Origin of the sequence: Pseudomonas sp. W22_MBD1_FP4 (genome assembly GCF_052113765.1) — a bacterium.
GTDB lineage: Bacteria > Pseudomonadota > Gammaproteobacteria > Pseudomonadales > Pseudomonadaceae > Aquipseudomonas > Aquipseudomonas sivasensis.
This window is the reverse complement of the sequence record NZ_JBGQOI010000015.1, coordinates 51,259-73,622: the sequence shown is the minus strand read 5'-3', so window position 1 is coordinate 73,622 and position 22,364 is coordinate 51,259. Positions and strand designations below refer to the sequence as shown.

The 22,364-nt window shown below is 59.5% G+C and carries 23 protein-coding genes; 12 read left to right on the top strand and 11 right to left on the bottom strand.

Going from position 1 to position 22,364, the window contains the following annotated elements:
* Positions 1 to 7: 7 nt before the first annotated feature.
* Positions 8 to 508, bottom strand: coding sequence for a retropepsin-like aspartic peptidase RloA2 (gene rloA2 / locus ACEN2T_RS19540; RefSeq protein ID WP_442117333.1), 501 nt, complete (start codon positions 506 to 508; stop codon positions 8 to 10).
* A gap of 172 nt (positions 509 to 680) precedes the next feature.
* Here rloA2 and ACEN2T_RS19535 point away from each other — a divergent pair, with 172 nt between their 5' ends.
* Positions 681 to 1,568, top strand: a complete 888-nt coding sequence (locus ACEN2T_RS19535) for an acyltransferase (protein ID WP_442117332.1) — start codon at positions 681 to 683, stop codon at positions 1,566 to 1,568.
* Here the strand turns inward: ACEN2T_RS19535 and ACEN2T_RS19530 are convergent.
* Positions 1,565 to 2,137 carry a DUF2780 domain-containing protein gene (locus ACEN2T_RS19530; RefSeq protein ID WP_032883963.1) on the bottom strand — a complete coding sequence of 191 codons (573 nt, stop codon included), beginning with the start codon at positions 2,135 to 2,137 and terminating at the stop codon, positions 1,565 to 1,567. The genes ACEN2T_RS19535 and ACEN2T_RS19530 overlap by 4 nt on opposite strands.
* 130 nt (positions 2,138 to 2,267) lie before the next feature.
* Here ACEN2T_RS19530 and ACEN2T_RS19525 point away from each other — a divergent pair, with 130 nt between their 5' ends.
* The 6 genes from ACEN2T_RS19525 to ACEN2T_RS19500 all read left to right on the top strand — a co-directional run bounded on the left by ACEN2T_RS19525 (position 2,268) and on the right by ACEN2T_RS19500 (position 6,127).
* Positions 2,268 to 2,894 carry a sigma-70 family RNA polymerase sigma factor gene (locus tag ACEN2T_RS19525; RefSeq protein ID WP_122754275.1) on the top strand — a complete coding sequence of 209 codons (627 nt, stop codon included), beginning with the start codon at positions 2,268 to 2,270 and terminating at the stop codon, positions 2,892 to 2,894.
* The gene (locus tag ACEN2T_RS19520; RefSeq protein WP_442117331.1) at positions 2,891 to 3,568 is read left to right on the top strand and encodes an anti-sigma factor; all 678 of its coding nucleotides are present in this window, start codon (positions 2,891 to 2,893) and stop codon (positions 3,566 to 3,568) included. Before ACEN2T_RS19525 ends, ACEN2T_RS19520 begins: the two co-directional genes overlap by 4 nt.
* Before the next feature lie 75 nt (positions 3,569 to 3,643).
* Positions 3,644 to 4,102, top strand: a complete 459-nt coding sequence (locus ACEN2T_RS19515) for an anti-sigma factor (protein WP_032883966.1) — start codon at positions 3,644 to 3,646, stop codon at positions 4,100 to 4,102.
* 135 nt (positions 4,103 to 4,237) lie between these two features.
* Positions 4,238 to 4,651 carry a DUF3757 domain-containing protein gene (locus ACEN2T_RS19510; RefSeq protein ID WP_163033279.1) on the top strand — a complete coding sequence of 138 codons (414 nt, stop codon included), beginning with the start codon at positions 4,238 to 4,240 and terminating at the stop codon, positions 4,649 to 4,651.
* Positions 4,652 to 4,798: 147 nt separating this feature from the next.
* Entirely contained in the window at positions 4,799 to 5,773 is a 975-nt protein-coding gene (locus ACEN2T_RS19505; protein WP_442117330.1) for a hypothetical protein, read from the top strand.
* Positions 5,774 to 6,127 (top strand): hypothetical protein, encoded by a 354-nt coding sequence (locus tag ACEN2T_RS19500; protein ID WP_122756312.1) that lies wholly within the window; start codon positions 5,774 to 5,776, stop codon positions 6,125 to 6,127.
* A 50-nt stretch (positions 6,128 to 6,177) separates the two neighbouring features.
* On the opposite strand, the gene fdhA is transcribed toward ACEN2T_RS19500, so the two are convergent.
* The 8 genes from fdhA to ACEN2T_RS19460 form a co-directional block, all read right to left on the bottom strand.
* On the bottom strand, positions 6,178 to 7,377 hold the full coding sequence (fdhA, locus tag ACEN2T_RS19495) for a formaldehyde dehydrogenase, glutathione-independent (protein WP_005792122.1): 1,200 nt from the start codon (positions 7,375 to 7,377) through the stop codon (positions 6,178 to 6,180).
* Between the two features lie 197 nt (positions 7,378 to 7,574).
* The gene (gene purU / locus ACEN2T_RS19490) at positions 7,575 to 8,432 is read right to left on the bottom strand and encodes a formyltetrahydrofolate deformylase (RefSeq protein WP_032883972.1); all 858 of its coding nucleotides are present in this window, start codon (positions 8,430 to 8,432) and stop codon (positions 7,575 to 7,577) included.
* A 169-nt stretch (positions 8,433 to 8,601) separates the two neighbouring features.
* Positions 8,602 to 9,234 (bottom strand): sarcosine oxidase subunit gamma, encoded by a 633-nt coding sequence (locus ACEN2T_RS19485; protein ID WP_032883974.1) that lies wholly within the window; start codon positions 9,232 to 9,234, stop codon positions 8,602 to 8,604.
* A gap of 129 nt (positions 9,235 to 9,363) precedes the next feature.
* Positions 9,364 to 12,381 (bottom strand): sarcosine oxidase subunit alpha, encoded by a 3,018-nt coding sequence (locus ACEN2T_RS19480; RefSeq protein ID WP_442117329.1) that lies wholly within the window; start codon positions 12,379 to 12,381, stop codon positions 9,364 to 9,366.
* Positions 12,378 to 12,680: a sarcosine oxidase subunit delta gene (locus ACEN2T_RS19475; protein WP_003194855.1), complete on the bottom strand. Its 303-nt coding sequence runs from the start codon at positions 12,678 to 12,680 to the stop codon at positions 12,378 to 12,380. Before ACEN2T_RS19475 ends, ACEN2T_RS19480 begins: the two co-directional genes overlap by 4 nt.
* A 15-nt stretch (positions 12,681 to 12,695) precedes the next feature.
* Positions 12,696 to 13,946 carry a sarcosine oxidase subunit beta gene (locus ACEN2T_RS19470; RefSeq protein ID WP_010207084.1) on the bottom strand — a complete coding sequence of 417 codons (1,251 nt, stop codon included), beginning with the start codon at positions 13,944 to 13,946 and terminating at the stop codon, positions 12,696 to 12,698.
* Positions 13,947 to 13,968: 22 nt separating this feature from the next.
* Entirely contained in the window at positions 13,969 to 15,222 is a 1,254-nt protein-coding gene (gene glyA, locus ACEN2T_RS19465) for a serine hydroxymethyltransferase (protein WP_032883977.1), read from the bottom strand.
* Positions 15,223 to 15,460: 238 nt separating this feature from the next.
* Positions 15,461 to 16,189, bottom strand: coding sequence for a TraX family protein (locus ACEN2T_RS19460; RefSeq protein ID WP_442117328.1), 729 nt, complete (start codon positions 16,187 to 16,189; stop codon positions 15,461 to 15,463).
* 90 nt (positions 16,190 to 16,279) lie between these two features.
* On the opposite strand from ACEN2T_RS19460, the gene ACEN2T_RS19455 reads away from it, so the two are divergent.
* Positions 16,280 to 17,320, top strand: coding sequence for a threonine aldolase family protein (locus tag ACEN2T_RS19455; protein ID WP_442117327.1), 1,041 nt, complete (start codon positions 16,280 to 16,282; stop codon positions 17,318 to 17,320).
* A 146-nt stretch (positions 17,321 to 17,466) separates the two neighbouring features.
* Here ACEN2T_RS19455 and gbcB read toward each other — a convergent pair whose 3' ends face one another.
* Entirely contained in the window at positions 17,467 to 18,567 is a 1,101-nt protein-coding gene (gene gbcB / locus ACEN2T_RS19450; RefSeq protein ID WP_032883983.1) for a glycine-betaine demethylase subunit GbcB, read from the bottom strand.
* 284 nt (positions 18,568 to 18,851) lie between these two features.
* Between gbcB and gbcA the strand changes: the two genes are divergently transcribed.
* The 4 genes from gbcA (at position 18,852) to ACEN2T_RS19430 (ending at position 22,302) form a co-directional block, all read left to right on the top strand.
* Entirely contained in the window at positions 18,852 to 20,147 is a 1,296-nt protein-coding gene (gbcA, locus tag ACEN2T_RS19445; RefSeq protein WP_032883986.1) for a glycine-betaine demethylase subunit GbcA, read from the top strand.
* Positions 20,148 to 20,956: 809 nt separating this feature from the next.
* The gene (locus tag ACEN2T_RS19440) at positions 20,957 to 21,454 is read left to right on the top strand and encodes a prepilin-type N-terminal cleavage/methylation domain-containing protein (RefSeq protein WP_422631334.1); all 498 of its coding nucleotides are present in this window, start codon (positions 20,957 to 20,959) and stop codon (positions 21,452 to 21,454) included.
* Positions 21,429 to 21,809 carry a type II secretion system protein gene (locus ACEN2T_RS19435; RefSeq protein ID WP_032883989.1) on the top strand — a complete coding sequence of 127 codons (381 nt, stop codon included), beginning with the start codon at positions 21,429 to 21,431 and terminating at the stop codon, positions 21,807 to 21,809. The genes ACEN2T_RS19440 and ACEN2T_RS19435 overlap by 26 nt, the downstream gene beginning before the upstream one ends.
* Positions 21,796 to 22,302, top strand: coding sequence for a type II secretion system protein (locus ACEN2T_RS19430; protein ID WP_442117326.1), 507 nt, complete (start codon positions 21,796 to 21,798; stop codon positions 22,300 to 22,302). Before ACEN2T_RS19435 ends, ACEN2T_RS19430 begins: the two co-directional genes overlap by 14 nt.
* Positions 22,303 to 22,364 lie beyond the last annotated feature (62 nt).

The following is a 22,364-nucleotide window of genomic DNA, read 5'->3' as shown; positions in this document are numbered from 1 at the left end:
GTTCAAATCAGCAGTCCGGTTTGTCGGCAGTGTACCGACGAGCCGGGTTTACCGCTGCGCCAAATTCACGCAAGGCCTTGGCGCCGATCAGCAACGGATAATTGAAGCTGCTGCGGTCGGTCAGGTTGACCTCGACGGTCCGCTTGACGTTGCCCAGACACATTTCCAGGTCGATCACCGGGCGCTTGGCGACGCTGGCTTCGTCCTTGTCGTCGTCTTCGTCGGCGCGGCTCTTGATCTTGCTGATGCGCGAGACTTTGTGTTCGTAGACCTTATCGGAGGCGTCCTTGCCGCCGAGACGGAAGCGCACCCAGTCATCGCCATCACGGGTGAAGGTGTCGATGTCGCGGGCCGACAGCGAGGCGGTCAGCGCGCCGGTGTCCATCTTGGCCTTGAAGGTTTCGCCGATCTCCGGCAGTTGAATGTATTCGTAGCGACCGTAAAGGGTCGGTTCGGCTGCCATGGCAGGCAGCGCAACGAGGGCAAGCAAGGCAAGGATAGATTTCACGTAGGTGGTTTCCTTGAATTAAGTAGGCGGATTCTAGACCGCAAAAGCGACCGTTAGTTAGTCAGCCCAACATACCCGGAACATTGTGAAACATTCGTCCGACGCTTTGCGATTTGGCCTCTAGACTCAGCTTGCTTATCATGATCCGCCCACAAGATCCCAAGAGTTGCTTATGCGCCGCCTGCTCACCGGCTGTTTGGTCACCCTGCTGCTATTACTCAATACGCTGATCCTGATCGGCCCCTTGCTGGTGTTCGCCCTGCTCAAGCTGGTGGCACCGGGGCGCTACCGTGACTATGCGTCATGGGCGGTGATGTGGATCGCCGAGACCTGGGCCGAGATCGACAAACTGATCTTCGCCCGCTGCATCCCGACGCAATGGGACATTCGCGGCGGCGACGACTTGCGCAGGGACACCTCCTATCTGGTCATCAGCAACCACCAGTCCTGGGTGGATATTCCGGCGCTGATCCAGGCGCTCAACCGGCGTACGCCGTTCTTTAAATTCTTCCTGAAAAAAGAACTGATCTGGGTGCCCTTCCTGGGCCTGGCCTGGTGGGCGCTGGATTACCCGTTCATGAAACGCTACACCAAGGCGTTCCTGGCCAAGCACCCCGAGCTGGCGGGCCAGGACTTGAAGATCACCAAACAAGCCTGTGAGCTGTTCAAGCGCCAGCCGGTGACGGTGGTCAATTACCTGGAAGGCACGCGGTTCAGCGAGGCCAAACGCAGGCAGCAGGACTCACCCTTCACCCAGTTGCTCAAACCCAAGGCAGGCGGTGTGGCGTTTGTGCTGGCAGCGATGGGGGAACAGCTGGACGCAATCCTCGACGTCACGGTGGTCTATCCGCAGCAGAAGATTCCGGGGTTCTGGGACTTGATCAGCGGCGCGGTGCCGAAGGTGATCATCGACATCCAGACCCGTGAGCTGGACCCGGCGTTGTGGCAGGGAGATTACGAGAACGATCCGGCATTTCGCCAGACCGTCCAGAACTGGGTCAACCAGCTCTGGAAGGAGAAAGACGCGCGCATCGAACAACTGCGCGTGCAGAGCATTTAGCTGCCGGTGCCCCAGGCCTGGGCCAGTTTGCCCAGCACCGAACTGCTGGCGCCCTGGCCGCCCAGGTATTGCAGGATCACCGGAGCGAATTGGCCGATCATGCCGCTGTCCATGCCCAACGCGCTGAACGCGGTGTTGAGGTCATTGGTGTTCTTCACGTTACCCAGCAAGCCGTCCAGGCCGCTGGTTTTGCTGCCACCGGTCTGGCCGAGCATCCCGCTCAAGGCCCCGAGGCTGCCCAATGCATTGTTGCCCGACAGCTGATCCAGGCCCGGCACACTGTTGCCCAGTTGCGAATAATCGTTGCCGCTCAGTTTGTTCTTGGCCAGGCCCAACATCGCGCCGGTGCCACCAACGGCTTGCTCGGGGGTGATATTGAGTTGCGAGGTCAGCGCGCTCAGCAAACCGGCCGTCTCGGACGACGGTGCGGCGGCAGCGGCTTTGTTGCTACCGCCCTGCATGCCGGAAATGGCATTGGCCGCATCACCAAGGCTGAAGCCCGCGGCGAGTACGGGGCCGGCCGCCAGAGTCATCAGGCAGGAAAGGGCGAAACCGCGTGAAATCTTCATTGAAACAACCTCTGGATATAGGTGCGAAAGCAGGCGTTTGACTGGGCATTCCGGGGGATTGTTCCCACACACGCATCCGAATCGCCCTGCCCTACGTATAGGCTTTATACGCTGCCCGGAGCTGGATGGAATGAATGCCCAAGCTGAACTAACCTCTGCCTACCGTGCGCAGTCCCGTCGCCCTCAAACGAGAGCCTGGAGAAGCCCTATTACGCTCACTGATGCTGACACGTTGCGGCCCCTGCTGGCCCAATGCGCCTTGGGCAATCGCCAAGCGTTTGAAACGCTCTATCGCAGTGTTTCGCCGCGTCTGCACGGGGTCGCCATGGTGTTTATGGGACGCCAGGACCTGGCTGAAGAGGTGCTGCAGGAAGCCTTCGTACGCATCTGGTACAACGCCTCGCGCTACGAAGCCCACCTGGCGGCGCCGATGACCTGGATGATCAACATCACCCGCAACCTGGCCATCGACCAACTGCGTAAACGCCGCGAACAGCCTTTGGCCGACGGTCAACAGGACGCCTTGCTCGACGAAGGCCCCAGCGCCTACGAACGGCTCGACAGCGAACGCGAAGCCCGCGCGCTCAACCGCTGCCTCGACACCCTCGACGGCATGCAGCGTCAATCGATCACTGTGGCTTACTTCCAGGGCCTGTCGTGTTCGGAGTTGGCCGAACACTTGGCCGCGCCGCTGGGCTCGGTCAAATCCTGGATTCGCCGCGGCATGGAGCGCCTGCGCAGGTGCCTTGAATCATGAACTACAAAACCACAGCCCTGCGCCGCGCCCTGGCCGCCGACTACGCCATCGGACTGATGCCCGCCACCGCCCGTCGGCGTTTTGATGCGCTGTTATTGGAAGACGCCGCGCTGCGCGTTGAACTGGGCCATTGGCAGGAAGCGCTTGCCAGCCTGACCGGCGCATTGCCCGAACGGCCGGTGCCCGAGCATGTGTGGGCGGGCATCAAGTCACGGATCGAGCCGCAGGTGCTGCACATGCCGGCCAAGAAACCGTTGTGGACCAACCTGCGACTGTGGGCGGCGGCGTTCGGGATTGTTATCGCAGTGCTGGTGGGCGTGTTGTACCAGCGCGACCTGGGTGTGGCGTACAAAGCCACACTGGTCGCCGCCAACCAACAACCCGCGTTGCAGATCAAGGCCTTTGCCGACCACCTGCAAGTGGAACCCTTGTCACTGGCCGCCGTGACGTCGGCACAGGACCTGGAATTGTGGGCCATCAAGCCCGGAGGCAAACCAATCTCCCTGGGCTTGGTGCCCGCAGTGGGCAAAGGCCGAATCCAACTGAGCGAAGCGCAGCGAGCCTTGCTTACCGCACCGCTGACCTTGGCCGTGAGCCTGGAACCACACGGCGGCTCGCCCACCGGGCAACCCACCGGACCGGTGCTGTATCAGGGCCAATTGGCATCACTTTGACCTGCAGGGGGCCAGGAACCCATCGCGCAAACCAGAGTCCATGACAGCACTGAAAGCACTGTCAGGAACAACGTTATGAGCGCGACACGCCCCACAATCATTGAGCCCAAGCCGCCTTTCTGGAGCCGTCCACGCCTGTTTATCGGCGTCTGCGTGGCCGTGATCGCCGGCCTCGGCGGCGCGTTCTACACTCAGGACAACGTCAAGTCCGCCGCCACCCTGATCACCACCACCCAACAGCCGGCGGCGCAGGTCATGGCGCACAAGGATTACCTGGAAGTGCAACCCATCGCCATCACCGCACCCGCGCCGGACCAGAGCCTGGAACTGTGGGCGATACCCGACGGCGGCAAGCCCGTGTCACTTGGACTGATACCGGAGGATGGCGAAGGCATCATCGGCTTGAACCCGAGGCAGCAGGCCTCGATCAGCAAACCGGTGGAATTGATGGTGAGCGCGGAGAGCAAAGGCGGCTCAGTGAGCAAGCAACCGACGGGGCCGACGGTCTATCAGGGGGCTTTGGCAACGCGCTGAGCCCATTGCCGCAAGGGTGCTCTGAGCACCCCGTTTTTTATCAAAATTGAATCTAAGCCACTGTCATTTCTCACAGTAGATGCTTGATAAAAACTCCCTCAGCATTCAAGTCCAATGCACAAGGGAGTCTCTCTCATGAACCTCAACCGTGTTGTTTGCCTATTGGCAATGCTCACTGTGACCGGTCACGTCTTTGCACAAACTTCTTCCTGCCCCAAGCCTGCCGACATCAAGCAATACCGGATGGACAAAGGCGGCTACCACTATGTGGCTGATGGTCCTTTGGATCAGAAATGGGCCGGCGAGAACGAGACCGCTAAAGAACTGCGCATGGCAAGCCTGGAATTTACGGCGGCAAACTACAAGCCCATAAACGACGAGAGAAACAGCATGCCTGCGGTCATCTGTGATTACTCCGGGGCCGGCGATGACGCCGTGAGACTGGTACTAAAACCTGTGCATCAGTTCTCACATGCGCCCAATACGTTCTGGGAAGCCAACTACTGCAAGGCTAATGACAACTTGAAATGCATGTTCAACCATCAATGAACGTTGCGCTGTGTAGGGCTGATTTGTAGTCATCAGCCCTAATTTAGGTAGTCCGTTCCCGAAACGCTACCAACTTCCTTGTACACGCCTTACATCCCTTATGGCGCCTTCTTATAGTCCTGCACCTCAGTCTTGGAGGTGTACGCGATGCAGGGATCTTACGCATTTATCAATGAGCGGCCACAGCCTTATCCGTTGCTCAAACTGAGCCTTTCTCTCACCCCAAATACCCAAATCAAGTTCGACATCCTCAACCAACACATTCGCAACACCGTAGTACTGCCTGGACATTTGGTCATTATCGGGGACAGCCGAACAGCTTCCTGTACCGCTGAAGAAGCCCGACTGATGCGATCGGCAGCCAACATCAAGCATGCGCTGTTGGCACACTCCGCCGCGGATCAATTTATGATCAAAAACTACGATCAATTGCAGACCATCATGTCCCATGCGTCTTTGGGCATCGGCAGTGTGAGCGGTGCTTGGATTAATCACCTGACGCAGATCGAGCAGACGCTCAAGGAAATCGATGAATTGCATAAGCAGTACCTGAGGAACGGTACCGTGAGTGCGAGAAATGAATTTCTGGCTAAGCGTAGGGCGTTGTTTGCGAAGCTGGATACCCAACTCTCCGGGATGGCGCGCTTTGGTACGGGGCTGAAGAATGAAGGTTCAATCAAGAGAATGCTGGGGATCTCCAGCAAGAGCTATTGGCATCACGGGGAGATTCGCGGGTATGAGGACACAGTCGAGCGTATAGCCAAGGCGTCGCAGATATTGAAGAAGGGCACTTACATTGGTCTTGCGCTGGATGTTGGGTCGACAGCATTGGAGATAGCAGAGGCGTGTTCCATAGGGCGTGAGCAAGAATGTACGCGAGCGAAATATGTTGAAGGAGGCAAGTTGGTAGCTGGCGTTGGTGGCTCATACTTGGGAGCAAGACTTGGAGCCTCGATTGGCATCGGCGCCTGCATGTTAGTTTTTGGAATACCCACGGCTGGCGCCGGAGCCTTGGCATGTGCCATCGTCGGCGGTGCCGCAGGCGGCCTAGGGGGAGCCGCGCTGGGAACCGGACTTGCGCAAAGCACAGGCGATTTTATCTATAAGACTGCGAGGGATTAAATGGTCTGGTTCTACCTCGGTATTGGTTCAGTCATCCTGATGCTATTGAGCTTTCCGCTGATCTTTTGTGCCATGTATAAAAAGCTGGATGCTGCAGAAGGCTATGTGCAATACAGCACCTATCTAGTCGTGCAAAAACATATCTTCCGTAATTCACACTTTGAAGGACGCCCCCAGCGCGTATTCGCCATGGCGACGATTATTCTTATTCCAAAAATACTTCAATGGAAACATCTGGTGCTTGTTGAGGACGTTGAAAGAATACCAAGACATCTTAGGTATTGGATGGTGATACCGACACTCACTGCCTGCCTATCCTTTGCCGGCATGTTTATCAGTTGGTTTTTTATATAAGACTTATCTGCGATAAAAAAGGGCGACTCTAAGTCGCCCTTATCTATCAATTACGCCGCACTAAACAACTTATGCGGATCAATCACGAACTTCTTCGGCACGCCCGCATCGAACTCGCCATACCCACGTGGTGCGTCATCCAGGCTGATCACCTGCACACCGACGATTTCGGCAATGTTGATACGGTCCCACATGATCGCCTGCATCAGTTGGCGGTTGTACTTCATTACTGGCGTTTGCCCAGTGTGGAAGCTGTGGGATTTGGCCCAGCCCAGGCCGAAGCGGATGCTCAGGCTGCCCATTTTCGCGGCGGCATCCACAGCACCTGGATCTTCGGTGACGTACAGGCCGGGGATACCGATCTTGCCCGCCACACGCACCACGCCCATCAGTGAGTTGAGCACCGTGGCCGGAGCTTCGGCCTTGACGCCGTCGTGACCGTGACCGCGTGCTTCAAAGCCTACGCAGTCAACCGCGCAGTCCACTTCGGGCTCGCCGAGGAGCGCGGCGATTTGTTCGTGCAATGGAGTGTCGGTGGAGAGGTCGACGATTTCAAAACCCTGAGCCTTGGCGTGGGCCAGGCGGATGGAGTTGACGTCGCCGATGATCACCACCGCCGCGCCCAGCAGGCGTGCAGACGCAGCAGCTGCCAGGCCGACGGGACCGGCGCCGGCGATGTAGACGGTGCTGCCAGGGCCAACGCCAGCAGTCACCGCGCCGTGGTAGCCGGTGGGGAGAATGTCGGAGAGGCAGGTCAGGTCACGGATTTTCTCCATGGCCTTGTCACGGTCGGGCAGTTTGAGCAGGTTGAAGTCGGCGTACGGCACCAGCACGTACTCGGCCTGGCCACCGGTCCAGTCGCCCATATCGACGTAGCCATAAGCACCACCGGCACGGGCCGGGTTGACGGTCAGGCACACGCCGGTGTGTTGTTCTTTGCAGGAGCGGCAGCGGCCGCAGGCGACGTTGAAGGGGACGGAAACCAGGTCGCCGATCTTCAGGTTTTCGACGTCGCTGCCCTTCTCGATCACTTCACCGGTGATCTCGTGACCGAGCACCAGGCCGGTCTGGGCGGTGGTGCGGCCGCGCACCATGTGTTGGTCGGAGCCGCAGATGTTGGTGGAGACCACGCGCAGGATGACGCCGTGTTCAATCTTCCTGCCACGGGGGTCCTGCATTTTGGGATAGTCGATTTTCTGTACTTCGACCTTGCCGTTGCCGAGATACACGACACCACGATTACCAGACATGCTTTCACCTCGCTGTTGTTTTTATGGAACTGCGTTGCCCGTTGGGTGGGCAGCGCGTTTAAGTGCTCGGGTACAGATGCTGTTATTGCGTTGTTTGTGAGGGCCTCATCGGGGGCAAGCCCCCTCCCACAGTTGACCGAGTTCTACCTTTGGAATGCGGTCGAATGTGGGAGGGGGCTTGCTCCCGATGGCGGCAGTCAGAGCACCACCGTCCGATTGGCATTCAAGAACACCCGCCGCTCAATGTGATACCCCACCGCCCGAGCCAATGTCAGCCCTTCGATGTCCCGCCCCTTGGCAATCAAATCCTCGGGATAGTGGCTGTGATCCACCACCTCCACGCCTTGGGCGATGATCGGACCTTCGTCCAGATCGTTGTTGATGTAATGCGCCGTAGCGCCGACGAGTTTCACGCCCTTGTTGTACGCCTGGTGATAAGGCTTGGCGCCCTTGAACCCCGGCAGCAACGAGTGGTGGATATTGATGGCCTTGCCGTCCAGCTTGCGGCACAGCTCCGGCGACAGCACTTGCATGTAGCGCGCAAGGATCACCAATTCGGCGCCCGTCTCTTCAATCACCTGCCACACCTGACGCTCCTGGGACGGTTTGTCGTTGGGGTCGAGGGGGAAATGGTAGTAGGGAATTTGATGCCAGTCGGCCAAAGGTTTGAGATCGGGATGGTTGGACACCACTGCGACCACATCCATAGACAGCTGACCGATACGCTGGCGGTACAGCAGGTCGTTTAGGCAGTGATCGGCCTTGGAGACCATGATCACCACTTTTGGCCGGTAGTTCGGCGCCGTCAGTTCGAAGATCATGCCAAAGGCTTCACCGCGCGTGGCCAGGCCATCGCGGAAAGCCTGCTCGTCGAAGCCATCCGGCTGGCGGAATTCGACGCGAATAAAAAACCGACCCGAGAGACGGTCATCGAACGAATGGTGCTCGGTGACGTAGCAGCCCTGTTCGAACAGATAGCGGGTGACCGCGTCCACCGTGCCGAGCACGCTGGGGCAGTCGGCGGTCAAAATCCATGTATCGGGTGCGCGGCTCATACTGGAATCCTCAGGCCCTTGTGGCGAGGGGGCTTGTCCCCCGTTGAGCTGCGAAGCAGCTCCAAAACCCGCCACTCGGTTATTGCAGAAAAAATGAGCTGACCTTAGTGGGACCGCTGCGCGCTCCAACGGGGGGGCAAGCCCCCTCGCCACAAAAGCGCCCACTCGATCAGGCTTGAACGCTCAGGCCGAATTCGGCCGAGGCGTCCTGCAACCACAACCACCAGTAATCCGAGAAGCTGCGACGAATCACCAGTTCCCAGGTGTCTTCAGCCGTGTGGCGGATCACCAATTGCGACTTGGCGAACACCGTGCCCACTGCCTTGCCCACCGGGAAGTTGTTGGGGTGCACGTCGTAGCTGGTGGATTTCATCAGCACATCACGCACGTTCGGGCCGCTCAGTTCGAGGATCTGCTGACCGCCGCTGACGTTGACGACCTGGATATGCAAATCACCCAGAGCGGCGCGCAGGTTTTGTTCGGCGGCGAATTCCTCACCGCTTGGCACGATCAGCAACCACTCATCCGGGCCGAGCCATTGCAGGCTGGTTTCGCCTTTGACGATGACCTGCAGGGCGCCGGGCAGTTCGATGCCCAGGGCCTTGTGCACGCCGGCGGCGAAGGCTGCGTCATGGCCGTCACCACGAAGGGTCAGGTGGCCGAGGAGTTTCTTTTCACGCACGGTCACGCCGGCGTTCTTGCGGCCCTTACCGACCAGGCTGGCGAGGTCGGCATGGTGCAGCGACGACTCGGCCTTGGCGCCGGAGGTGGGGCGTTGTTGGTAAACATTGGCTGCTGTCATAAAGTACCTATCTGAATTCTGGGGTGACTGTTCTGGCCTCATCGGGGGCAAGCCCCCTCCCACATTTGAAAGTATTCACCCATCAAAATGTGGGAGGAGGCTTGCTCCCGATGGCCGCGCCGCGGTCTATCAGATGTTCTGCCGATCACCCTTAGGATCAAAGAACACCGAAGACACAATCTCCGCCTCGATCACGCTGCCATCCGCCTGGGGTGAGAACACCCGCTCGCCGATGCGCTTCAAGCCGCCCTTCACCACGCCCATGGCAAACGAATAGCCCAGGGAGTTATGCGCATAACTTGAGGTGACGTGGCCGACCATCTTCATCGGGATCGACTGCTTCGGATCGAACACCAGTTGCGCGCCTTCCGGCAGCCACACAGTCGGGTCGATCGGCTTTAAGCCCACCAGTTGCTTACGCTCTTCGCGCACGCAGTCTTCACGGTTCATCCCACGCCAGCCGATCCACGAGAACGGTTTGGTGCGGCCAACGCACCAGCCCATGTTCAGGTCGTCCGGGGTCATCGAGCCGTCGGTGTCCTGGCCGACGATGATGAAGCCCTTCTCGGCCCGCAGTACGTGCATGGTTTCGGTGCCGTACGGGGTCAGGTTGTACTTCTTGCCGGCCGCGACGATCTGTTCCAGCACGCCCATGGCGTAGTCGGCCTGCACGTTGACTTCGTACGACAGCTCACCGGTAAACGAGATACGGAACACCCGCGCCGGCACACCGCCCACCAGGCCTTCTTTCCAAGTCATGAACGGGAAACCGTCCTTGTCCAGGTCGATGTCGGTGACTTCGGCCAGCAGCTTGCGGCTGTTAGGACCGGACAGGGTCATGGTCGCCCAATGGTCGGTGACCGAGGTGAAGTACACCTTGAGGTCCGGCCATTCGGTCTGTTGGTAGATTTCCAGCCACTGCAGCACACGGGCGGCGCCGCCGGTGGTGGTGGTCATCAGGAAGTGGTTGTCGGCGAGACAGGCGGTGACGCCGTCATCGAAGACCATGCCGTCTTCCTTGCACATCAGGCCGTAACGCGCCTTGCCCACATCAAGCTTGGTCCAGGCGTTGCTGTAGATGCGGTTGAGGAACTCGCGCGCATCCGGGCCCTGGATGTCGATCTTGCCGAGGGTCGACGCATCCAGCAGGCCGACGCTGTCGCGCACGGCCAGGCATTCGCGTTTCACGGCGGCGTGCAGGTCTTCACCGTTGCGCGGGAAGTACCACGGGCGTTTCCACTGACCGACGTCTTCAAACTCGGCGCCGTTTTTCACGTGCCAGGCTTGCAGCGCGGTGTAGCGCACGGGTTCGAAGATGTGCCCACAGTGCCGGCCCGCTACCGCGCCGAAGGTCACCGGCGTGTAGTTGGGGCGGAACATGGTGGTGCCCATCTGCGGAATGGTCACGTTCAGCGAGCGTGCGGCAATCGCCAGGCCGTTGACGTTGCCGAGCTTGCCCTGGTCGGTGCCGAAGCCCAACGCGGTGTAGCGTTTGACGTGTTCCACCGACTCGAAACCTTCGCGGGTGGCGAGTTCGATGGCGGCGGCGGTGACGTCGTTCTGCAGGTCGACAAATTGCTTCGGCGCCCGTGCGGTAGCTTTCTCGTGAGGCACTTGGAACAGCGCCAGGGTTGGCTCTTCCAGACGGCTCAAGGCTTTTGGCAGCGTACCTTCCACCGGGGCAAAACCGGCTTCGCTGGCCGCGCGTACGCCGCCTTCAAAACCATCCGCCAGGGAATCGCCAAGGCCGTAGACGCCGTTGATGCCACCGACGCACACACGTTTCTGCGGTGCTTCGCCCGGTACAAAACCGAGGATGTCTTCGCGCCAGGTCGGCTTGCCACCCAGGTGCGAGGCCAAGTGGACCACTGGGCTGTAGCCGCCGGAGCTGGCCACCAGGTCGCAGTCCAGCCACTCGCCGGGGCTGGTGACTTTATGCGCCTTGACGTCGATCGCGGCGATACGCGCAGCGGTCACGCGCTTGGTGCCACGAGCCTCGATCACGGCGCTGCCGGTGAGGATACGAATACCTTTGGCGCGAGCTTCTTCAACCAGCGCGCCGCGTGGGTTGTGGCGCACATCCGCCACCGCGACTACTTGCAGACCGGCATCGAGCCAGTCCAGCGCAACGCGGTAAGCGTGGTCGTTGTTGGTCGACAGCACCAGCTTTTTACCCGGTGCTACGCCATAGCGACGCACGTAGGTGGAAACCGCACCCGCGAGCATATTGCCCGGCACGTCGTTGTTGCCGTACACCAGCGGACGCTCGCAAGCACCGGTCGCCAGGACCACACGCTTGGCACGCACGCGGTGGATGCGCTGGCGCACCACACCAATCGGCGCACGGTCACCCAAGTGATCGGTGAGGCGCTCGTGAATGGTCAGGAAGTTATGGTCGTGGTAACCGTTGACGGTGGCGCGGGGCAGCAGCACCACGTCCGGCAGGGATTTCAGTTCGGCGATGACACTCGCGACCCATTCAGTGGCCGGCTTGCCGTCGAGGCTTTCGCGGGAATCGATCAGCGAACCGCCGAACTCTTCCTGCTCATCGGCGATGATCACGCGGGCACCGCTGCGCGCAGCAGCCAGTGCAGCAGCGAGGCCGGCGGGGCCTGCGCCGACCACCAGCACGTCGCAGTGACGGTTGAAGTTGTCGTAGGTGTCCGGGTCGTTCTCGGTCGGCGAGCGACCCAGCCCTGCGGCCTTACGGATGTACTTCTCGTAGGTCATCCAGAACGATTGCGGGTACATGAAGGTTTTGTAGTAAAAACCCGGCGGCATCAGCTTGCCGCCGACCTTGCCGAGAATGCCCATCATGTCGTTGTTGACGCTCGGCCAGCCGTTGGTGCTGGTGGCGACCAGGCCTTGGTACAGCGCCTGTTGCGTGGCGCGCACGTTAGGGATTTGCGTGGCTTCGGTGGCGCCGATCTGCAGCACCGCGTTTGGCTCTTCAGCGCCCGCAGCAAAGATGCCCCGTGGGCGCGAGTACTTGAAGCTGCGGCCAATGATGTCGACGCCGTTGGCCAGCAATGCAGCGGCCAGGGTATCGCCTTCAAAGCCTTTGTAGCTCTGGCCGTTGAAGCTGAAGGTCAGGACTTTATTCCGGTCGATCCGGCCACCGTTGGACAGGCGATTGATCTGGCTCATACCTTCTCTCCAGAGGCCTTGGCGGTGAATTGCGGCTTCTCACCGATCTTGTAGGTTTCAAGAATTTCGTAGGTCACGGTGTCGCGGGTCGCGTTGAAATATTGGCGGCAACCGGCGGCATGGATCCACAGTTCGTGATGCAGGCCGCGCGGGTTGTCGCGGAAGAACATGTAGTCGCCCCACTGCTCGTCGGTGCAGGCATTAGGGTCCAGCGGGCGCGGGATGTGCGCTTGGCCGGACGCGTGGAATTCCTCTTCGGAGCGCAGTTCGCCACAGTGAGGACAGAAGATATGCAACATAGGAAATTTCTCCTGTTAGTGGGCGACGGCCGCAGCGCCGTGTTCGTCGATCAACGCACCGTTGTGGAAACGGTCGATGGAGAAAGGTGCAGCCAATGGGTGCATTTCACCCTTGGCGAGACTCGCGGCAAACACGTTGCCTGAGCCCGGCGTAGCCTTGAAGCCACCGGTGCCCCAACCGCAGTTGAAGAACATGTTCGGCACTGGGGTCTTGGAGATGATCGGGCAGGCGTCCGGCGTGGTGTCGACGATGCCGCCCCACTGACGGTTCATACGCACGCGCGACAGCACCGGGAACATCTCGACGATGGCCTGGATGGTGTGTTCGATCACCGGGTACGAGCCGCGCTGGCCGTAGCCGTTGTAGCCGTCGATACCGGCGCCGATCACCAGGTCGCCCTTGTCGGATTGACTGATGTAACCGTGCACGGCGTTGGACATGATCACGCTGTCGATAATCGGCTTGATCGGCTCCGACACCAACGCTTGCAGCGGGTGGGATTCGATCGGCAGGCGGAAACCCGCGAGCGAAGCCATGTGGCCGGAGTTACCCGCCGTCACCACACCGACGCGCTTGGCGCCGATAAAACCCTTGTTGGTTTCCACACCGATGCACACGCCGTTTTCCTTGCGGAAACCGATCACTTCGGTCTGCTGGATCAGGTCCACGCCGAGTGCGTCAGCGGCGCGGGCAAAGCCCCAGGCCACGGCATCGTGACGGGCCACGCCGCCGCGACGTTGCACGGTGGCGCCAAGCACCGGGTAGCGGGTGTTCTTGGAGCAATCCAGGTACGGAATCTCGTCGGCCACTTGCTTGGCATTGAGCAGTTCGCCGTCCACGCCGTTGAGGCGGTTGGCGCTCACTCGGCGCTCGGAATCACGGATGTCCTGCAGGGTGTGGCACAGGTTGTAGACGCCACGCTGAGAGAACATCACGTTGTAGTTCAGGTCCTGGGACAGGCCTTCCCACAGTTTCATCGCGTGCTCGTACAGGTGCGCCGACTCATCCCACAGGTAGTTGGAACGCACGATGGTGGTGTTGCGCGCGGTGTTACCGCCGCCCAACCAACCTTTCTCGACCACGGCTACGTTGGTGATGCCGTGCTCTTTCGCCAAGTAGTAGGCGGTCGCCAGACCATGCCCGCCGCCGCCGACGATAACCACGTCGTAGACCTTTTTCGGGGTCGGCGTGCGCCACATCTTCTGCCAGTTTTCGTGGTGGCTGAGGGAGTGCTTGAAGAGGCCGAAGCCCGAGTAGCGTTGCATAGTCATTACTCCAAAACCGCGCTCAGCGATAAACCGGGAAATCAGCGCACAGGGCAGACACGTGCTTGGCCACGTTGGCCTCGACGTCGGCATCGCCGAGGTTGTCGAGGATGTCGCAGATCCAGCCAGCCAACTCAACACACTGCGCCACTTTGAAACCGCGCGTGGTCACCGCCGGGGTGCCAATGCGCAGGCCCGAGGTCACGAACGGTGACTGCGGGTCATTCGGCACGGCGTTTTTGTTGACGGTGATGTGGGCGCGACCGAGGGCGGCATCCGCCTCTTTGCCGGTGAGGCCCTGACGGATCAGGCTGACCAGGAACAAGTGGTTATCGGTGCCGCCGGACACTACATCGTAGCCGCGTTTGATAAACACGCCGGCCATGGCCTGAGCGTTGTCGATCACCTGCTGCTGGTAGACCTTGAAGCCTGGCTCCTGGGCTTCCTTGAAGCACACGGCCTTGCCGGCGATCACATGCATCAGCGGGCCGCCCTGGGCGCCAGGGAACACGGCGGCGTTGAGTTTCTTTTCAATTTCTTCGTTGGCCTTGGCCAGGATCAAACCGCCACGTGGACCGCGCAGGGTTTTGTGGGTGGTGGTGGTGACCACATCGGCGTAAGGCAGCGGATTCGGGTACAGGCCTGCGGCGACCAGGCCGGCGACGTGGGCCATGTCGACGAACAGCAGCGCGCCGACTTTGTCAGCGATGGCGCGAAAACGTGGGAAATCCAGGGTCTTGGAGTAGGCAGAGAAACCGGCCACCACCATTTTCGGCTTGTGCTCGACGGCCAGGCGCTCGACTTCGTCGTAGTCGATCAAGCCGGTGTCGGTGTTGATGCCGTATTGCACCGCGTTGTAGAGCTTGCCCGAGGACGACACTTTGGCGCCGTGGGTCAGGTGGCCGCCGTGGGCCAGGCTCATGCCCAGGATGGTGTCGCCGGCATTGATCAACGCCAGGTACACAGCGCTGTTGGCAGACGAACCGGAGTGTGGCTGCACGTTGGCGTAATCGGCGCCAAACAGTTGCTTGGCGCGCTCGATGGCCAGGGCTTCAACCTTGTCCACGTGCTCGCAGCCGCCGTAGTAGCGCTTGCCTGGGTATCCTTCGGCGTATTTGTTGGTGAGGCCGCTGCCTTGAGCTTCCATCACACGCTTGCTGGTGTAGTTCTCCGACGCGATCAGCTCGATATGATCTTCCTGACGCTGCTCTTCGGCATTCATGGCCGCCAGCAGTGCGTCGTCATATCCCTGGATCTGGTCTTGTTTGCTGAACATCGCGTCTCTCCCAGCCTTTCGTATTGTTGAGGCCCGTCGCAGGGCCCTTTGATGCGATGGTAGGGCTGGCGCAGACAGGCCAAATGCCTACGGACGCCACGCAAAGGTGCGTTTACGACATTGCCGGAACAACACAGAACAAATGTGGGAGGGGGCTTGCTCCCGATAGCGGTGTATCAGCCACAGCATGTGCAAGCTGATCCACCGCTATCGGGAGCAAGCCCCCTCCCACAATGGGTCAGGTGATGAACTTGCGAAGGAGTAGCAGCAGCAGGAAATGCGCGGGATAGAGCACATACGCCCAACGACGCATGGCCGGGGGCCCGGCGCTTTTGGCATGTCGCAATAAGACCAATCCGGCCAATGGCGCAATCAGGCATGCAGCCAACCCCAACAGCGCCACCGGCGTGCCGCTATTGAGCAGGATCTGCCACTGGTTGGCCGCGACGCAGACCAGGCCCGGCAACACACTGAAATACCAAGGCCGACTAAACACCAGCAGCATCGCCAATGACAGCAATACACCAAAGAAACCGAACATTAAGTGGGATGAAAATACGGCCGCTATCGTGGCGGCGATCAACGCCAATCCTCGATCAATAAGCGCCTTCTGCTGCCATCCTCGGGCAACCAGCAAGCCCAAGGCCAAGGTCGGCAGCACATTCAACGTATCGGCATCGTCGATAAACATCCGGTACGGCACTTCGCTGATCACACTGAACAGCAGCAGCCAGCCCAGGTAACGCCAATGCCCAGTCACCGGTTCGTTTGCGACGCGGTGCAGGTTCACCGCAATCGCCAGGCAAAACCACGGGAACGCCAAGCGCCCCGGTACGTAGAGGCCATCGAGGCTCAAGCCGACATAACGCAGGTGGTCGAGCACCATGCTCAGCAGCGCCAGCCACTTGAGCAAATCCAAAGCGCCATCACGGACACGTCCGACAGGTATCGTTTCAGTACCGTGCATAATTCCCCAGTGACTTTGCATTTACAGAGCGTGCGTACGCCCGACAATCTTGGTTAAAGTGCGCACCAACATCGACCACAGGAATGGGCCATGACCGACAAGAGCCAACAATTCGCCAGTGACAACTATTCGGGCATTTGCCCGGAAGCCTGGGCCGCCATGGAACAAGCCAACCAAGGCCATCAACGCGCCTATGGCGATGATGAATGGACCCACCGCGCCGCCGACGGTTTCCGCAACCTGTTCGAAACCGACTGCGAAGTGTTCTTCGCCTTCAACGGCACCGCCGCCAACTCACTGGCGCTGTCCTCCTTGTGCCAGAGCTACCATAGCGTGATTTGCTCGGAAACGGCCCACGTCGAAACCGACGAATGCGGCGCGCCAGAGTTTTTCTCCAACGGCTCCAAGCTGCTCGTAGCCCGCACCGAAAACGGCAAGCTGACCCCGGAATCGATCCGCGAGATCGCGCTCAAACGCCAAGACATCCATTACCCCAAACCGCGCGTAGTCACCCTGACCCAAGCCACTGAAGTCGGCAGCGTGTACAGCCCGGAAGAAATCCGCGCCATCAGCGTCACTTGCAAAGAACTGGGCCTGAACCTGCACATGGACGGCGCGCGCTTTTCCAACGCCTGCGCCTTCCTCGGCTGCTCGCCAGCAGACCTGACTTGGAAAGCCGGTGTGGACGTACTGTGCTTTGGCGGCACAAAGAACGGCATGGCCGTGGGGGAAGCAATCCTGTTCTTCAACCACAAGCTGGCCGAAGACTTCGACTACCGCTGCAAACAGGCCGGCCAGCTCGCGTCGAAAATGCGCTTCCTGTCGGCGCCATGGGTGGGGCTGCTGGAAAACGACGCCTGGCTCAAACATGCACGCCACGCCAACCACTGCGCACAACTGCTGAGCAGCCTGGTGGCGGATATTCCGGGCGTGGAATTGATGTTCCCGGTACAGGCCAACGGCGTATTCCTGCAACTCTCGGAACCAGCCATTGCCGCGTTGACCGCCAAGGGCTGGCGCTTCTACACCTTCATCGGTAAAGGCGGCGCGCGATTCATGTGCGCGTGGGATACCGAGGAAGAGCGCGTGCGCGAACTGGCCGCAGACATCCGCGAAGTCATGGGCGCCTGACAATGACTCACTGATGTACATAAAAAATGTGGGAGGGGGCTTGCTCCCGATGGCGGTGGGTCAGCTTGCACATGCAGTGGCTGACACTCTGCTATCGGGAGCAAGCCCCCTCCCATATTTGGACTGTGTTGTGCCTGTTTGAGCAATCAGAACTCGATACGCACATCCCCTTTCGGCACGCTGCAGCACGACAGGATGTAACCGTCGGCTTCGTCTTCCTCGGTGATCCCGCCGTTGTGGTCCATCTCGACCTCCCCGCCCAGCTTCATCACCTTGCACGTTCCGCAAATGCCCATGCCGCAAGCTTTCGGGATCAACAGCCCAAGCTTGGCCGCCGCTGCGTGCACGGTTTCGCCCGGCGCCACGCGGATGCTCTTGCCTGACGAAATGAATTCCACCTGATGCAGGTCTGCCAAATCGATTTCCGGCGCGTCGGCCGCCTGTTCGGCTTGTTCCACCGCATCGGCACGAGCTTCCGGCGGCGTCGCACCGAAGGATTCCTCGTGATAGCGCGCCATGTCGAACCCGGCCACTTCCAGCAGGCGCTTGACCGCGTTCATGTACGGCGTCGGGCCGCAGCAGAACACTTCGCGCTCCAGGAAGTCGGGCACCATCAGTTCGAGCATCTTGTGGTTCAGGTAGCCCCGATAACCGGCCCAAGGTTCGCCCAGACCGTGCTTCTCACAGATCAGGTGCAGGCTGAAGTTATCGATCCGCGACGCCATGTGCTCCAGCTCGCGGTGGTAAATGATGTCTTTAGGCGAGCGGGCGCTGTGGATAAAGGTCATGTCGACATTGGCGTTGGTGTCGTAGAACCAACGCGCCATGGACATCACGGGAGTAATCCCCACACCGCCGCTGAGGTACAAGACTTTGGGGCTTGGGAAGTCGATGGCGTTGAACAACCCCACCGGTCCGTGTACCGCCAGTTCCTGGCCTTCGTGCAGCGTGTCGTGCAGCCAGTTGGACACCTTGCCGCCCGGCACACGCTTGATGGTCACCGAGAAGCTGTAAGGCACCGAGGGCGAGCTCGAAATCGTGTACGAGCGCATGATCGGCTGGCCTTCGATTTCCAGCTCCAGGGTGACAAATTGCCCCGGCTTGAAAAAGAACAGGATCGGCTGGTCGGCCATGAAGCAAAAGGTGCGCACGTCCCAGGTTTCCTGGATGACTTTGACGCAACGGACGATGTGCCGACCATTGGCCCAGGTCTGGGTAGTTACTGGATTCAGGAAACTGTTGGACATGCTGATTCTCCACTGCCGATATTCGGCTTTATGGTGGCGATTCTGCGTAACGCGAGAACCACCCATTTACCTATCTGCGACATTCACATACTTATCGCGACCAGCCCCCAACGACAGGGGGTTGCGCGTCGGGATCAGATTGGGCCATGTCGCCCATGGATAAGGATCGTCGCAACGCCGGCCCCACACTCGCACCCAACAACTACGCTTTCTTTACGCCTTGCATAGCATCAACCGTAGCCACTATTCGCCGGCCACACAGAATGGCCATGAGGACACACACGATGGACGTCACCGCAACCTTAAGCTTGGGCGATCCGCTGGAACCCGCACGCAAGGCCACCGCGCAAATGCTGCAAGAGCGCGAGCGCACGTTTTCGCTGCCGCAGCCGTTCTACTCTGATGACCGGCTGTTTGATATCGACATGCAGGAGATTTTCCAGAAAGAGTGGTTGATCGCTGGCATGACCTGCGAAATTCCCGCCAAGGGCAACTACCTGACCCTGCAAATCGGCAAGAACCCGATCATCGTGATTCGTGGCGCCGAAGGCGTGGTGCATGCGTTCCACAACGTCTGCCGCCATCGCGGCTCGCGCCTGTGCACCAGTGACAAGGGCAAGGTCGCCAAACTCGTGTGTCACTACCACCAGTGGACTTACGAGCTGGACGGCCGCCTGCTGTTTGCCGGTACCGAAATGGGCGCCGACTTCGACATGAAGCAGTACGGTTTGAAGCCGGTGAACGTGAAGACCGCCGGTGGCTACATCTTCATCAGCCTGGCCGAGAACCCGCCGGCCATTGATGACTTCCTGTCGACCCTGAACCACTACATGGAACCGTACGACATGGAGAACACCAAGGTGGCGGTGCAAACCACCTTGATGGAAAAAGCCAACTGGAAGCTGGTGCTGGAAAACAACCGCGAGTGCTACCACTGCAACGCCTCGCACCCGGAACTGCTCAAGACCCTGCTGGAATGGGACGATGTCACCGACCCGCGCGCCGACCAGGCGTTCAAGGACCACGTGGCCGCCTCCGCAGCCGCTTGGGACGCGGAAAAAATTCCTTACGCCCACGCCAGCTTCGGCCTGCGCAACCGCATCGTGCGCATGCCGCTGCTCAAGGGCACTGTGTCGATGACGCTGGACGGCAAGCAAGGCTGCGCCAAGCTGATGGGCCGCATCAAAAACCCCGATCTGGGCTCGATGCGCATCCTGCACCTGCCGCATTCCTGGAACCACTGCATGGGCGATCACATCATCGTGTTCACCGTGTGGCCAATCAGCGCCCAGGAAACCATGGTCACCACCAAGTGGATCGTGCACAAGGACGCCGTCGAAGGCGTGGACTACGACGTGGAGCGCATGCGCCAAGTGTGGGACGCCACCAACGACCAGGACCGTCGCTTGGCCGAAGAGAACCAGCGCGGGATCAACTCCACCGCTTACCAGCCAGGGCCGTACTCCAAGACCTATGAGTTCGGCGTGGTGAACTTTGTGGACTGGTACAGCGAGCGCCTGCTGAGCAATCTGGGCGCTGCACCGGCGCCTTACCTCAAAGGCGTTGCTGCACACGAATAATCGATACCCGCAGCTCAACAAGGTGGGAGGGGACAAGCCCCCTCCCCCACTTGAACCTCACACTGCTCAATATTTGATCAAATCTCTCGCAGGCCTCTGCCAGCGCGCCCTCCAGCCTTTACCCAACAACTTATCCACAAAGCCACCCACAGTAATTGTGGGCAACTGGCTTACTTGTCCAAAATTAACTGAAGAAAATCCGTGACTTATTCAACTCCACGGGTTTAGCCCTGCCTTGATCAATTTATGATCAATAGCCTGCAAGCCACGTAATACAAAGCCCACAGCGGTACGCAAACACCTTATCCACAGATCCGCCAACAGACTTTGGGGGCAACTCTGGCGACGCTGTGGAAAACCGCCTCAAACCTTCATAAACCGGGGCATCTACCGGTTTATCGGAACAAAAAGGGCGAATTGATCAAAATACAACCAACTCACTGAGAGCCACTGTTTATATGGCCTGTAGCTGATAGCGAACATCTTATCCACAGAACCGCCAACAGAGTTTGGGGGCAAGTCGAGAATGGGCAGCGTCCTTATCCACATCAAAATGCCTGTAAAAACCGCCACTTAGCCTGGTTGTTTTTCGTACAGCGCGCTGCAGGCCTTGATTTACATGCTCTGTGGACAACCACAAACACCTTATCCACAGGCACGTGCACAGTGATTGTGGGTAACCACCGCTTATCGGCCAACTGTACAAAAAATACTCAGATTCAAAGTTCATCTACACTCACTTTTGCAGTTATATCCATTGGCCTGGGTTAATGCAGAAGTCCTTGGCGCGATAGAAGGGAGATAGATCAGTGATAGGGCGGGGTCATTCCAGTCATCACTGCGCCAAAGGTTTTACGCTGATTGAATTACTACTGACGCTGGCCCTACTGGCCACGCTTTCGACAGTGGCTTATCCGCTGACGGCGTTGATGGGTAAACGCGACAGGGAACTTGACCTGCAACGCTCGTTGCGGGAAATACGCCGTGGGATCGACGCCTACAAAGAAGCCAGCGACGACGGACGTATTGAAAAAAGTATCAGCGACAGCGGTTATCCACCCTCCCTCCAAGCATTAGTCGAGGGGGTCACGGACAAGACCGATCTCAAAGGCAAAAAACTCTTCTTCCTGCGCCGCATCCCCCGCGACCCCGTCTGCGAGTGTCCGGAACTGTTGCCCGCGCAAACCTGGCAACTGCGCAGTTACAAGAGCACCGCTGATAACCCACAAGAGGGGGAAGATGTATTCGACGTTTCGTCCCGCAGCACACGGGAGAGTTTGAATGGAACGTCATACAGCCAGTGGTAATCGGGGTTTTACCCTGATCGAGTTGCTGGTGGTGATGGCTATCATCGCCACCCTCATGACCCTCGTGACGCCCCAGTATTTTCGCCAGCACGCCAAGGCCCAGGAAACCGTGCTGCGCCATAACCTGTCTTCCATCCGCCAGGCCCTGGACCAATACCGTGAAGACCACGGCAACAATCCCGAGTCCCTGCAAGCCCTGGTCGACCGGCGCTATTTGCGCGAAATCCCCATGGACCCGCTCACCGGCAAGCGCGACACCTGGCAACTGCAACCCTCCGACGAACAAGGCCTGGGCGACGTGCGCAGCGGTGCGCCCGGCAGCGCCCACGACGGGAGCGCCTATGCAGACTGGTAAACACAGCCAGGACGGCTCGGTGTTCATGGGCATGTTGGTGACAGTGGCCGTGGTGGCCGTGATGTTGATGGAAACAGGCACGCTGTGGTCCAGCGTGTTGCAGCGCGAGCGTGAGTTGGAACTGCTGGCGCGAGGCAATGAGATTCGGCGGGCGATCGGCCTGTACTACGCGGCTGGCAATACGTTCCCTAAGTCCCTCGAAGACCTGGTGCTGGACCGTCGCCAACCGACCATCAAGCGCTACCTGCGCCGGGTCTATGACGACCCGCTGACCGGCACCGCCGATTGGGGCGTGGTCCCGGGGCCGGGTGAAACGATCATGGGCGTGTTCAGCAACGCCAGCGGCGCGCCGTTCAAGCAAAGCAACTTTGCGGTGATCAATCAGAGTTTTACAGGGCAAGGCAGTTATCAAGGGTGGGTGTTTCTGTACGGCCCTGGACAGAGTAACCCTCCAATCCCCAGCGCTCCCCGTGGAGACCAGCCCAACCAATGATGCCCTTGCACACACACTGATCGTTCCAGCCGTTCGGAACTTTTCTATCTGAATTGAGGCGG